At 64.5% G+C, this 13,609-nt stretch carries 9 protein-coding genes; 8 read left to right on the forward strand and 1 reads right to left on the reverse strand.

The genetic code is table 11. The features are described 5' to 3' along the window. The first annotated feature begins 77 nt into the window (after positions 1–77). The 3 genes from clpB to ilvN all read left to right on the forward strand — a co-directional run bounded on the left by clpB (position 78) and on the right by ilvN (position 5,350). Positions 78–2,681: an ATP-dependent chaperone ClpB gene (gene clpB / locus ACZ46Y_RS02145; protein ID WP_311956449.1), complete on the forward strand. Its 2,604-nt coding sequence runs from the start codon at positions 78–80 to the stop codon at positions 2,679–2,681. 453 nt (positions 2,682–3,134) lie between these two features. After that, positions 3,135–4,859: an acetolactate synthase 3 large subunit gene (locus tag ACZ46Y_RS02150; protein ID WP_311956448.1), complete on the forward strand. Its 1,725-nt coding sequence runs from the start codon at positions 3,135–3,137 to the stop codon at positions 4,857–4,859. Beyond that, complete coding sequence (gene ilvN / locus ACZ46Y_RS02155) at positions 4,859–5,350, forward strand: acetolactate synthase small subunit (protein ID WP_311956447.1); 492 nt, start codon at positions 4,859–4,861, stop codon at positions 5,348–5,350. Before ACZ46Y_RS02150 ends, ilvN begins: the two co-directional genes overlap by 1 nt. 199 nt (positions 5,351–5,549) lie before the next feature. Here the strand turns inward: ilvN and recN are convergent, their stop codons facing one another. Then, entirely contained in the window at positions 5,550–7,223 is a 1,674-nt protein-coding gene (recN, locus tag ACZ46Y_RS02160; protein ID WP_311956446.1) for a DNA repair protein RecN, read from the reverse strand. Positions 7,224–7,435: 212 nt separating this feature from the next. Here recN and grpE point away from each other — a divergent pair, with 212 nt between their 5' ends. The 5 genes from grpE (at position 7,436) to dapB (ending at position 13,309) form a co-directional block, all read left to right on the forward strand. Next, entirely contained in the window at positions 7,436–8,104 is a 669-nt protein-coding gene (gene grpE / locus ACZ46Y_RS02165; protein ID WP_311956445.1) for a nucleotide exchange factor GrpE, read from the forward strand. Positions 8,105–8,256: 152 nt separating this feature from the next. Next, positions 8,257–10,185 carry a molecular chaperone DnaK gene (gene dnaK, locus ACZ46Y_RS02170; protein WP_311956444.1) on the forward strand — a complete coding sequence of 643 codons (1,929 nt, stop codon included), beginning with the start codon at positions 8,257–8,259 and terminating at the stop codon, positions 10,183–10,185. Positions 10,186–10,297: 112 nt separating this feature from the next. Further along, positions 10,298–11,446, forward strand: a complete 1,149-nt coding sequence (dnaJ, locus tag ACZ46Y_RS02175) for a molecular chaperone DnaJ (RefSeq protein WP_311956443.1) — start codon at positions 10,298–10,300, stop codon at positions 11,444–11,446. A gap of 83 nt (positions 11,447–11,529) precedes the next feature. Next, positions 11,530–12,411: a DMT family transporter gene (locus ACZ46Y_RS02180; protein ID WP_311956442.1), complete on the forward strand. Its 882-nt coding sequence runs from the start codon at positions 11,530–11,532 to the stop codon at positions 12,409–12,411. Between the two features lie 88 nt (positions 12,412–12,499). Further along, positions 12,500–13,309: a 4-hydroxy-tetrahydrodipicolinate reductase gene (gene dapB / locus ACZ46Y_RS02185; RefSeq protein ID WP_311956441.1), complete on the forward strand. Its 810-nt coding sequence runs from the start codon at positions 12,500–12,502 to the stop codon at positions 13,307–13,309. Positions 13,310–13,609: the final 300 nt, after the last annotated feature.

Raw genomic sequence — 13,609 nt, forward strand, 5'->3', positions numbered from 1 at the left:
GCATACCGATACCGCCGCAAGGTGCCGCGTGACGGCGTTTTCCCGGCGGACAATGCTTTAAGAAGAGGATGGCACAGATGCGATTCGACAAGTTTACTGCCAGGCTGCAAAACGCCATTGCCGATGCCCAGTCGCTGGCCGTTGGGCAGAGCCACAACCAGATTGCCCCGGTTCACCTGCTGCTCACGCTGCTGGACAACGCCGATACCGGGATGAAGTCCCTGGTGGAAAAAGCCGGGGGCAGCGCTTCAACCCTGCGCGATACCCTGACCGACCAGCTGGACGACCTGCCCAAAGTGGGCCAGTTCGACGGCGACGTGCAGCCGTCCAAGGAGCTGATCAAGCTTTTCAACCTCACCGACCGCGAGGCCCAGAAGCGCGGCGACCAGTTTATCGCCTCGGAGCTTGTGCTGCTCGCCGCGCTTGAAGCCGGCGGCGAGACCGGCCGCGCGCTCAAGCAGGCGGGCCTTGCCCGCCGGGCGTTGGAGACCGCCATTGACGGCGTGCGCGGCGGCGAAAACGTCACCGACCCCAACGCCGAGGAGTCCCGGGAGGCGCTGGACAAGTACACCCAGGACCTGACCCAGCGGGCGCTCGACGGCAAGCTCGACCCGGTCATCGGCCGCGACGACGAGATTCGCCGCACCATCCAGGTGCTCCAGCGGCGCACCAAGAACAACCCGGTGCTGATCGGCGACCCCGGCGTTGGCAAGACCGCCATCGTTGAGGGGCTGGCCAGCCGCATCGTCAACGGCGAAGTGCCCGAAGGGCTGAAGGACAAGCGCGTGCTGTCGCTGGACCTGGGGTCGCTGCTGGCCGGGGCCAAGTTCCGCGGCGAGTTCGAGGAGCGCCTGAAGGCCGTGCTCAAGGAGCTGTCCGAGGAAGAGGGGCGCATCATCCTCTTCATCGACGAGCTGCACACCATGGTGGGCGCGGGCAAGGCGGAAGGCTCGATGGACGCCGGCAACATGCTCAAGCCGGCGCTGGCCCGGGGCGAGCTCCACTGCGTGGGCGCCACCACTCTCGATGAGTACCGCCAGAACATCGAAAAGGACGCCGCGCTCGAGCGCCGCTTCCAGAAGGTGCTGGTCGACGAGCCCAACGAGGAAGACACCGTGGCGATTCTGCGCGGCCTCAAGGAGCGCTACGAGGTCCACCACGGCGTGGACATTACCGACTCGGCGATCATCGCCGCGGCCAAGCTCTCCACCCGCTACATCACCGACCGCAAGCTGCCCGACAAGGCCATCGACCTGGTCGACGAGGCGGCCTCGCGCATCCGCATGGAGCTGGATTCCAAGCCCGAAGAGATGGACCGCCTCGACCGCCGGCTGATCCAGCTCAAGATGGAGCGCGAAGCGCTGAAGAAGGAAACCGACGCCGCCTCGCAGAAGCGCCTCGACGCGCTCAACGAGGAAATTCACGAGCTGGAGCGCGAGTACGCCGACCTCGACGAAATCTGGAAGGCGGAAAAGGCCAGCATCCAGGGCGCGGCGCAGTTCAAGGCCGAGCTTGAGCAGGCCCGGCTGGACATGGAGCAGGCCCGGCGCCAGGGCGATCTCGGGCGGATGTCGGAGATCCAGTACGGCACCATCCCCGCGCTTGAGAAAAAGATCGCCGAAAGCAGCGAGAGTGAAGAGGCTGATACCTCCACCCACCAGCTCTTGCGCTCCAACGTCACCGAGGAGGAAATCGCCGAGGTGGTGTCGCGCTGGACGGGTATCCCCGTGGCCAAGATGCTTGAAGGCGAGCGCGACCGGCTTTTGCGCATGGAAGACGCCCTGCACGAGCGGGTGATCGGTCAGGCCGAGGCGGTGCAGGCGGTGTCCAACGCCGTGCGCCGCTCCCGGGCGGGGCTTGCCGACCCGCATCGGCCCAACGGTTCGTTTCTGTTCCTTGGCCCCACCGGGGTGGGCAAGACCGAGCTTTGCAAGTCGCTTGCGCACTTCCTCTTCGACACCGAAGAAGCCATGGTGCGGGTGGACATGTCCGAGTTTATGGAGAAGCACTCCGTGGCCCGGCTGATCGGTGCGCCCCCGGGCTACGTAGGCTACGAGGAGGGCGGCTACCTCACCGAGGCCGTGCGCCGCAAGCCCTATTCGGTGCTGCTGCTCGACGAGGTGGAAAAGGCCCACCCGGACGTGTTCAACATCCTGCTCCAGGTGCTGGAGGACGGCCGCCTCACCGACGGCCAGGGCCGCACGGTGGACTTTCGCAACACCGTGATCGTAATGACCTCGAATCTTGGTTCGGACATCATCCAGCGCATGGGCGGCGACCAGAGCGATGCGGGCGGCGGCGACTACGACGCCATGCGCAGCGCGGTGATGGAGGTGGTGGGCAGCCACTTCCGCCCGGAACTGATTAACCGTATCGACGAAGTCGTGGTCTTCCACGCGCTGGGGCAAGAGCAGATTCAGGCCATTGCCGGCATTCAGCTTGAGCGCCTGCGCGCGCGGCTGGCCGAGCACGACCTGGGCCTTGACGTCAGCGATGACGCCATGGCCCAGCTGGCGGTGGTCGGGTTTGACCCGGTATTCGGTGCCCGGCCGCTCAAGCGGGCGATCCAGAGCCGGATCGAAAACCCGCTGGCCCAGGATCTGCTGGCGGGCAAGTTTGTCCCCGGCAGCGTCATCCGCGTGACCGCCGAAGACGGCGCGCTGCGCTTCACCACCGCCTGAGCACGGTGAAGGCGGCGCTGCGGAATCTCACGCCGCGGTGCCACTTTCGTCGGAGCGCTTTCGTCAAACGCCCTGTCGCCTGCTGCGACAGGGCGTTTTTGTGCTCGTTTTCCCGCCGTGGCGGGCCCCGGCGGTTGACAAGCCAGAGCGCTAATGGAATCTTGAGGGTTCCTGATTTGCGGGCGCGGAACCCACGGGCAACCCCCTATCCCCGCGCGAAGGGTAGGCGTTAACGCCTCTACCCGCCGAAGGACTTCCGGGCTTGGGCTGACCGCCCGACCTGGCCAACGCCCCGACGCGGTAAACCGCCGTGAGAGAGTGCAGACCCTAACCGGGTCACATGCCAGGGTTTGGCATCAGGTGCCGGCGTAACCGGCAGCGGCATATCGCCGCACTCGACATGGTGGGCAACTGCCTGCCGATGGCACTCGAGACCTTCAGGGGAGAAACACTGTGGAACTGCTTTCCGGCGCAGATATGATCGCCCGCTTCTTGCAAGATGAGGGCGTCGAATACATTTATGGCTACCCAGGCGGGGCGGCGCTGCATATCTATGACGCGCTCTTCCGTCAGGACAAAGTCAAGCACATCCTGGTGCGTCACGAACAGGCCGCCACCCACGCCGCCGACGGCTACGCTCGGGCATCGGGCGAGCCAGGCACGGTGCTGGTCACCTCCGGCCCCGGCGCGACCAACGCGGTCACCGGCATTGCCACCGCCTACATGGACTCGATTCCCATGGTGGTGCTGTGCGGCCAAGTGGCCAGCAACCTGATCGGCGAGGACGCCTTTCAGGAAACTGACATCGTTGGCGTGACCCGGCCCATCGTCAAGCACAGCTTTGCGATCCGCCACCCGTCCGAGATTCCCGAGGTGCTGAAAAAGGCCTATTACCTGGCCTCGACCGGCCGCCCGGGCCCGGTCGTCGTGGACATTCCCAAGGACATGACCGCGCCCACCGAGCGCTACGAGTACGTTTACCCCAAAAAGGTCAAAATGCGCTCGTACAACCCGGTCACCCGGGGCCACACCGGCCAGATCAAAAAGGCCGTGGAGCTGATGCTCAAGGCCCGCCGCCCGGTGTTTTATACCGGCGGCGGCGTGGTGCTGGGCAACGCCGGCGACGGCCTGACCGACCTGGTGCAGAAGCTCGGCTACCCGATTACCACCACGCTGATGGGCATGGGCGCCTACCCCCAGAGCGATAATCAGTGCCTGGGGTGGCTTGGCATGCACGGCTCGTATGAATCGAACATGGCCATGCACCATGCCGACGTGGTGATCGCCATCGGCGCGCGCTTTGACGACCGGGTGACCAACAACGTCTCCAAGTTCTGCCCCACGGCCAAGATCATTCACGTGGACGTGGACCCAAGCTCGATCTCCAAGACCGTGCACGCCGACGTGCCCATCGTCGGGCCGGCCCAAAGCGTGATCAACGAGATGATCAGCCTGGTCCAGGGCAAGGATATCGCCAACCCTGACGCTATCAGCGACTGGTGGGAGCAGATCGAGGACTGGCGCGCCGAGCGCGCGGGCAAGCTCTACGAGCCGTCCCGGGACGACGAGATCCTGAAGCCCCAGGAAGTGATCGAAGCCGTCTGCCAAAAGACGCACGGCGAGGCGTTTGTCACCACCGACGTCGGCCAGCACCAGATGTTTGCCGCGCAGTACTACAAGTTCGATAAGCCGCGGCGCTTCATCACCTCCGGCGGGCTTGGCACCATGGGCTTTGGCTTCCCCGCGGCCATGGGCATCAAGCTTAACTACCCGGACGACGACGTGGTGTGCATTACCGGCGAGGGCAGCTTTCAGATGATGATGCAGGAGCTGTCCACCTGTAAGCAGTACGGCATCGGGGTCAAGATCATCAACTTGAACAACGCCTCGCTTGGCATGGTGCGCCAGTGGCAGGACTTGAACTACAAGTCCCGCCACGCGCACTCCTACGTCGAGTCGATGCCCGACTTCCATCTGCTCACCCAGGCCTACGGCTTCACCGCGATTACGGTGAACACCCTGGATGAGCTGGCGCCGGCCCTTGAGCGGGTGTTTGCCGACAAGCACGAGCTGGTGTTTTTGGATGTCAAAGTCGACCCCTTCGAGCACGTCTATCCGATGCAGGTGCCGTTAGGCTCCATGCGTGACATGCTGCTGTCTAAAACGGAGCGTACCTGATGCGTCATATCATCTCGATTCTGATGGAAAACGAACCGGGTGCCCTGTCGCGTGTGGTCGGTCTGTTTTCGCAGCGTAACTTCAACATTGAAACGCTCAACGTAGCGCCCACCGATGACGAGTCGCTGTCGCGGCTGACGGTCACCACCGTCGGCGACGACCGCGTGGTCGAGCAGATCACCAAGCAGCTGAACAAGCTCATCGACGTGGTCAAGCTGGTGGACCTGACCGAGGGCAACCACATCGAGCGCGAGCTGATGCTGGTCAAGGTCAAGGCGCTGGGCGCTGCCCGGGACGAGGTCAAGCGCACCGCGGACATCTTCCGCGCCCAGGTGGTCGACGTAACGCCGAGTCTCTACACCGTGCAGATCACCGGCGATGCCACCAAGCTTGATGCCTTCCTCCAGGCCATGGCCCCGGTAGGCATCTTGGAAGTGGCGCGCACCGGCGTCTCCGGCATTGCCCGGGGCGAAAAGGTGCTGACGCTGTAGCGAGCCCTTTCCCCGTAGACAAAAGGCCGCTTTTTAGCGGCCTTTTTCATGCGCATGTACATCACGTTTGGTGCGATGTCATCACGAGTCGCGAAGCGACGTGGTGATCTCCTCACTGTGCCGCTAGCAAGGAAACCGAGATAGCCACGCTTCGCTCGCTATGACAGGAGAAGAACGCACAGCGTCGCGTTGAGATTAATCAATGCGCCGGGCGCTGGCTTGAGTGGAGCATCTCCCGGGCGTGGGCCAGGGTCTGGTCGGAGAGATTGACGCCGCCGAGCATGCGCGCCAGCTCGCTGACCCGCCCGCCTTCGTCCAGCAGGGCCATCTCGGTGCGGGTGGTGTTGCGCCGGGCGCGCTTTTCGATGTGTAGATGAGAGTGGGCCTGGGCGGCGACCTGGGGCAGGTGGGTCACGGTCATCACCTGGCCGCTGTCCCCTAGCCGGCGCAGCAGCTGGCCGACGATTTCCGCCGTGGCGCCGGAGACTCCGACGTCTACCTCATCAAAGATCAGGCTGGGGATGGTCGAGTGGCTGGCGGCAACCACCTGAATGGCCAGGCTAATGCGCGAAAGCTCACCGCCCGAGGCCACCTTGGCCAGCGGCCGCGCCGGCTGGCCGGGGTTGGCACTGATGTAGAACTGCACCCGTTCGAGGCCTTCGGCAGAGGGAGTGTTCCGGGCCTCGAGCTCCACCTCGAAGCGCGCCTTGTCCATGGCCAGAAACGCCAGCTGCTGCTGGACCTCGCTGGCAAAGGCCGTGGCGGCGCGGCGCCGGGCCTCGCCCAGCGCCTTGGCCAGCTGCCGGTAGCGCTCGCCGCACTCGTTGACCGCTTCGCTCAGGGTATCCAGGTCGTTGTCGCCGGCGTCGAGCTTGTCCAGTTCGGCGCGCAGCGCGGCGTGCAGGCCGGGCAGCTCTTCCGGGGCCACCTGATGCTTGCGGGCAATGCGGTGGGCATCGCCCAGACGGTCTTCCACAAAGTTCAGCCGTTCGGGGTCAAGCTCGGTGCTGGCGGCCAGGTGGTTGAGCTCGCTGGCCGCTTCTTCCAGCTGAATGCGGGCGTCATCGAGAATCGTCAGGGTGTTGGCCAGCGCCCCGCGGTCGCTGCCCGGCAGGTCGCTTAGCCGGCCCTGGGCCTGCTGCAGCAGTGCAAGGGCGCCGCCGTCTTCGCTTTCGCAGCAGTCGGCGGCGAACTGCGTATCGCGAAGGATATCCCCGGCGTGGGCCAGCGTCTGCTGCTCGTCTTCCAGGCTTGGCAGTTCGTCGTCGGCCAGGGCGAGCTGGTCGAGCTCCTCAACCTGATAGCGCAGCAGCTGGCGCCGGGCTTCCACCTCGTCGCCCTGATCGCGGAGCTTTTTCAGCTTGCGACGGGCGTCCTGCCAGTCGCGAAAGGCCGCGGCCAGCGCGCCGGCGTCGTCATTGAGGCCGGCGTAGTCGTCGAGCAGCGCCAGGTGGGTCTCTTCGCGCAGCAGCGCCTGATGGGCGTGCTGGCCGTGGATCTGGATGAGCCGCTCGCCTAGCGCCTTCAGGTCGCTGATGGCGGCGGGCTGGCCGTTGATCCACGCCTTGCTGCGCCCCGCGGCGCTCACCACTCGGCGCAGCAGGCATTCGTCGGTGGGCAGCTCGCGCTCGGCAAGCCAGGCCTTGGCTGCCGGCAGGCGGCTGATGTCGAAACGCGCAGAAATATCGGCGCGCTCGCAGCCGTGGCGCACGCTGCCGGTGTCGGCGCGGCTCCCAAGACAGAGCCCCAGCGCGCCCAGAAGGATGGATTTGCCCGCCCCGGTTTCTCCGGTGATGGCGGTCATGCCGCCCTGGATATCGAGCTCCAGGCGGTCAACGATGGCGAAATCCTGGATTGCGAGCTGGGTGAGCATGGGGCCTCCGGGTGCCGGTGAGCGCGGTTGCCAGCGCGGAAGAAGGCAAGAGGTGGATGAACATTCAGTATTTGGTTTTTTATACAGTAGATGAAGTTTGCCCGCAATACCACGCAAGACGGCACTTGAGATGACGCACATGATCCCCATATACCGCTCAGACCCAAGACGTGAATGGGCTGAATCACAGCCGCTTTCCTCAGGAGACACCGATGGCTAAAGATCCCCAGACCCCGCTCGACGACGAGATGGAACGCCACGACCAGGACGACGCCCAGACGCCGGAAGGCGAAGCCGAGGCTCGCGCAGCTGCCGAGAAGGCCGAGCCGTATCCCGCTGAGGCGGAGCTTGACAGCGTGATCGACGACGAAGGCGACACCGTCAGCACCGAGGCGGAAAGCGACAACCCCGAAGCGGAAATGCTCGCCGCCAGGGTGGAAGAGCTTGAGCAGGAGCTGGCCGATACCAAGGACCAGGCGATGCGCACCGCGGCCGAGGCGCAGAACGTGCGCCGCCGGGCCGAGCAGGACGCCGAGAAGGCGCGCAAGTTCGCGCTGGAGAAGTTCGTCAAGGAGCTGCTCCCTGTCATCGATAGCCTGGAGAAAGCCCTCGACGCCATGGGCGAAGACGCCACCGAGGCCCACCGCGAAGGCGTTTCCATGACGCTCAAGATGCAGCTGGACGTGCTCGGCAAGTTCGGCGTCGAGCCGGTGGACCCCCACGGCGAGCCGTTTGACCCCCAGGTCCACGAGGCCATGACCATGGTGCCCAATCCGGAGATGGAGCCCAATACGGTGATGGAAGTCATCCAGAAAGGCTATCTGCTCAACGGCCGCCTGGTGCGCCCGGCGATGGTCGTGGTGAGCAAAAAAGCCGAGTGATGCGGCTAAAACAGCCCTTGAAATGCCGCCGGCGACCCCCAAATAACACAGCAGCCCGGCGGTAATCGCCAACGCACAGATTGGCTGACGCCATTTTTTGTCACGACGCCGCCCACCGCGACGGCGCGTCATCAACAAATTCGAGGTTTCTTATGGGACGCATAATCGGGATTGACCTGGGTACTACCAACTCTTGCCTGTCGGTACTCGACGGCGACAGCCCCAAGGTCATCGAAAACGCTGAAGGCGGCCGCACCACGCCGTCGGTCGTCGCCTACGCCGAAGACGGCGAGATTCTTGTGGGTCAGGCGGCCAAGCGCCAGGCCGTGACCAACCCGGAAAACACCATCTATGCCATCAAGCGCCTGATCGGCCGTCAGTTTGACGATAAGGTCGTGCAGAAAGACATCAAGATGGTGCCCTACAAGATCGCCAAGGCCGACAACGGCGACGCCTGGGTAGAAGTGAAGGGCGACAAGATGGCGCCGCCCCAGGTCAGCGCGGAAATTCTCAAGAAGATGAAGAAGACCGCCGAAGACTACCTCGGTGAAGACGTCACCGAAGCGGTCATCACCGTGCCGGCCTACTTCAACGACAGCCAGCGCCAGGCCACCAAGGACGCCGGCCGCATCGCCGGGCTTGAGGTCAAGCGCATCATCAACGAGCCCACGGCGGCAGCCCTTGCCTACGGCATGGACAAGTCCCGCGGCGACCGCACCATCGCGGTTTACGACCTCGGCGGCGGCACCTTCGATATCTCCATCATCGAAGTCGCCGACGTCGACGGCGAAACGCAGTTCGAGGTGCTGGCCACCAACGGTGACACCTTCCTCGGCGGTGAGGACTTCGACCTGGCGCTGATCAACTACCTGGTCGACCAGTTCAAGAGCGACAGCGGCATGGATCTGTCCGGCGACAACCTCGCCATGCAGCGCCTCAAGGAAGCCGCCGAGAAGGCCAAGATCGAGCTTTCCAGCGCCCAGCAGACCGACGTCAACCTGCCCTACATCACCGCGGACAACACCGGTCCCAAGCACCTCAACGTCAAGGTGACCCGGGCCAAGCTGGAAGCGCTGGTGGAAGACCTGGTCGCCCGCTCGCTGGAGCCGTGCAAGATCTCGCTCAAGGACTCCGGCCTGTCCGCGTCTGAAGTCGACGACGTCATCCTCGTCGGCGGCCAGACCCGCATGCCCAAGGTCCAGGAAAAAGTGGCCGAGTTCTTCGGCAAGGACGCGCGCAAGGACGTCAACCCGGACGAAGCCGTAGCCATGGGTGCCGCGATCCAGGGCGGCGTGCTCGGCGGCGACGTCAAGGACGTGCTGCTGCTCGACGTCACTCCGCTGACGCTGGGTATCGAGACCATGGGTGGCGTGATGACGCCGCTGATCGAGAAGAACACCACCATCCCGACGAAGAAGACCCAGACCTTCTCCACCGCGGATGACAACCAGACCGCCGTGACCATCCACGCGGTGCAGGGTGAGCGCAAGCAGGTGTCGCAGAACAAGTCGCTGGGCCGCTTTGACCTGGCCGACATTCCGCCGGCGCCGCGCGGCGTACCGCAGATCGAAGTCTCCTTCGACCTCGACGCCAACGGCATTTTGAACGTCTCCGCCAAGGACAAGGCGACGGGCAAGGAACAGTCCATCGTCATCAAGGCCTCCAGCGGTCTGACCGACGAAGAGATCGATCAGATGGTCCAGGACGCCGAGGCCAACGCCGACGAGGACAAGAAGTTCGAGGAGCTGGTGACCCTGCGCAACCAGGCCGACGGCATGGTTCACGCCACGCGCAAGACGCTTGAAGAAGCCGGCGACAAGGCCACCGACGACGAGAAGCAGAAGATCGAGACCGCGATCACCGAGCTTGAAGAAGCCAGCAAGGGTGACGACGTGGACGAGATCCAGAAGAAGCTCGACGCGCTGACCGAGGCCTCCGGCGAGCTGGCGCAGAAGATGTACGCCGAGCAGGAAGGCCAGCAGGCCGGCGGTGAAAGCGCTGAAGACGCCGGCGCCAAGCAGGAAGACGACGTGGTTGACGCCGAGTACGAAGAAGTCAACGACGACCAGAAAAAGCAGTAATGCGCTTTCTGTAAAAGCAGGCGGCGACGCGGGGGGCAACTCCCGCGTTGCTGTTTGCGCAGGCCGTATTCAAGCTAACCAGTGCTCAAGCTAACCAGGAGGCGTGGGACGCATGTCCAAACGCGATTATTATGAAGTCCTGGGGGTCGATAAAGGGGCCGATCAGAAAGAGATCAAAAAGGCCTACCGCCGCCTGGCGCAGAAGTATCACCCCGACCGTAACCCGGACGATGACACCGCCGCCGAGAAGTTTCGCGAGGTGTCTGAAGCCTACGAAGTGCTGTCCGACAGCGAAAAGCGCGGCGCCTATGACCAGTTCGGCCATGCCGGCGTAGACGGCCAGGGCGGCGGTTTCGGCGGCGGCGGCTTTGGCGGCGGCGCCGGCGACTTCAGCGATATCTTCGGCGACGTGTTCGGCGATATCTTCGGCGGCGGCGGCCGGCGCCGCGGCCCCAACGCGCCGGCGCGCGGCTCCGATCTGCGCTACAACCTGGAGCTGGACCTCGAACAGGCCGTGGCCGGCACCAGCGTGGATATCCGCGTGCCGCGCCACATCAACTGCGACCGCTGCGACGGCGACGGCGCCGAGCCCGGCTCCACCAAGGAGACCTGCCCGACGTGTCACGGCATTGGCCAGGTGCGCATGCAGCAGGGCTTCTTTGCCGTGCAGCAAACCTGCCCCACGTGCCACGGCGGCGGCGAGCACATCAAGGTGCCGTGCCACAAGTGTAACGGCGAAGGCCGCGTTCGCGAGACCCGCACGCTCTCGGTGAAGATTCCTGCCGGCGTGGATACCGGCGATCGCATCCGCCTCAACGCCGAAGGCGAAGCCGGCATCAACGGCGGCCCGCCGGGGGACCTGTACGTTCAGGTAGCGATCAAGCCGCACCCCATCTTCGAGCGCGACGGCCGCCACCTGCAGTGCGAGGTGCCGATCAACTTTGTCGACGCGGCGTTCGGCGGCGAGCTGGAAGTGCCTACGCTTGAAGGCCGGGTGAAGCTCAAGATTCCGCCCGAGACCCAGACCGGCAGGCTGTTTCGCATGCGCGGCAAGGGCATCAAGCCGGTACGCGGCGGCGCCCAGGGGGACCTTCTGTGCAAGGTGGTCGTGGAAACCCCGGTCAACCTCAACGACGAGCAGAAAGACCTGCTGGGCAAGCTTCAGGAAAGCCTTGATAGCAGCAATAGCCACCATCACTCGCCGAAGAAGACCAATTTCTTCGACGGCGTGAAAAAGTTCTTCGAGGACATGAAGTCCTGACGATAGCCTGACATGCTATCCTCGCTTGAATGCCGGCACCGGATGTGCCGGCATTTTTTATTGATTCTTGCCGGGAGCGGATGATGCGTGAACATGCGGGCATGCTGCTGTGGGCCTTTCTGGTCGGGCTCTCTTTTCCGGTGGTGGGCTGGCTTGACGCGCTGCCGCCGCTTTTGCTCACCGCGCTGCGCTTTGCGGTCGCCTGCGCGGGGCTCTGGTGGCTGGCCCGGCGCTCGCCGGATTTCTGGCCGGCGTGGCGGACGCTTCCGCTCTACGCGGTGATGGGCCTTTGCCTGGCGGGGTTTTTCAGCGCCATGTTCTGGGCCGCGCATCACGCCACGGCGCTCTCCATGGCCACGCTCTACGTCACCGTGCCTCTGCAGGCCTACGCCATGGGGCTTGTGCTCGGCGTGGAGCGCCGCGCCTGGCGCATGCTCGCCGTTTTGCTGCTGGGCGCCTGCGGCGCGCTGCTGCTGGCGGTGGCCGAGTCCGTGATCGAGGGCGGCGCCCTGCAGTTTGGCAAGGGTGAAGCGGTGTTCTTTCTCGGCTGCGTGGCCTCGGCGCTGTATCCGGTCATCAGCAAATGGGGGCTTGCCAGCGGCCGGCTGTCGGCATCGGCGGCGGTGCGTACCTTCTGGAGTCTGGTGCTTGGCGGGGGGCTGGTCGGAGCCATGGGGCTGGCGCTTGAGCCCGTTGGCGCACTTGCTCTTATGAGCCTGAGCGATGCGCTACTGCTGATCTATCTGGGCCTGGGCTCCAGCGCGCTGACCTTCTGGCTGATGCAGCATGCCACCGCCGCGCTGACGCCGGGAGCGGTTACCGCCTACGGCTATCTGGTGCCCTTTGTTTCCATGCTGCTGCTGTTTGCCCAGTCGCCGGAGACGATCAGCTGGGTATGGCTGCCCGGAAGCGCGCTGGTAGTGCTGACCATCGCGCTGCTCGCCAGCGGCAGGGCGGCGCGCTGACCCGGCCAGGCGCCGGGTTTTGTTACACTGGGCAGACGCTTTTACCCGCTGCCGTTTCCTTCTTGTTTACCTTTTTGCAGGAGCCTACATGACCCGTATTGCCATTGTCGGCGTCGCCGGCCGCATGGGCCGCACCCTGGTCAACGCCGTCGAGCAGGACGCCGACGCCACTCTTGCCGCCGGCATTGTTGCCTCCGGAAGCTCCCTTGCCGGCACGGATATCGGCGAGCTTGCCGGGCTGGGCAAAAAAGGCATGACCGCCGTGGACAGCCTCGATGCCTGCGTCGACGACTTCGACGTGCTCATCGACTTCACCGCGCCCGCCGTTACGCTTGAGAACCTGGCGTTCTGCGCCGAGCACGACAAGCGCATCGTCATCGGCACCACCGGCATGAGCGACGATGATATCGCCACTCTCGACGGCTACCGCGAGCGCCTGCCCATGGTGTTTGCCCCGAACATGAGCGTCGGCGTCAACCTCACGCTCAAACTGCTGGAAACCGCCGCCCGTGCGCTTGGCGACGAGGGCTACGACATCGAAGTGATCGAGTCCCACCACCGCCACAAGGTCGACGCCCCCTCCGGCACCGCGCTGAAGATGGGCGAGGTCATGGCCGACGCCCTGGGCCGCAACCTGAAAGAGCACGGCGTGTTCGAGCGCGTCGGCCAGTGCGGCCCGCGCAGCGACGAGGAAATCGGCTTTGCTACCGTCCGCGCCGGCGACATCGTCGGCGAGCACACCGTGATGTTCGCCACCGAAGGCGAACGCATCGAAATCACCCACAAGGCCTCCAGCCGCATGACCTTCGCCAAGGGCGCCGTCCGCGCCGCCCGCTGGGTCGCCCAAAAGCCCAACGGCCGCTACGGTATGCAGGATGTGCTTGCCTTAGAGGCATAACCGCGCTGCCGTGGCTTTACTGCAATGGCTTCATCGGGGGTATCCGGGGCTAGCGTCTTTGGCTCATATCCTGTAGCATCCCTAAGATTTTGGTCGAGTGGTTCACACAGCCGCGCTTGTTGCGCAGGCCGGCCTGGCGGCCGGAGAAGAGGTCGCCGCGGCCGGGCCGTTTTGGCGAAGAACAGCAAGCGGGATGAAACCGGTTTATTTCCAATCGGCTTCGTCCCGCTTTTTTACGACCCGACGTTTGTAACGCAAACGCCGCTATGACGGATGCCGCTGTCGTGACAGGGGTGTTTT

The sequence above is a fragment of the Halomonas garicola genome (genome assembly GCF_055382465.1).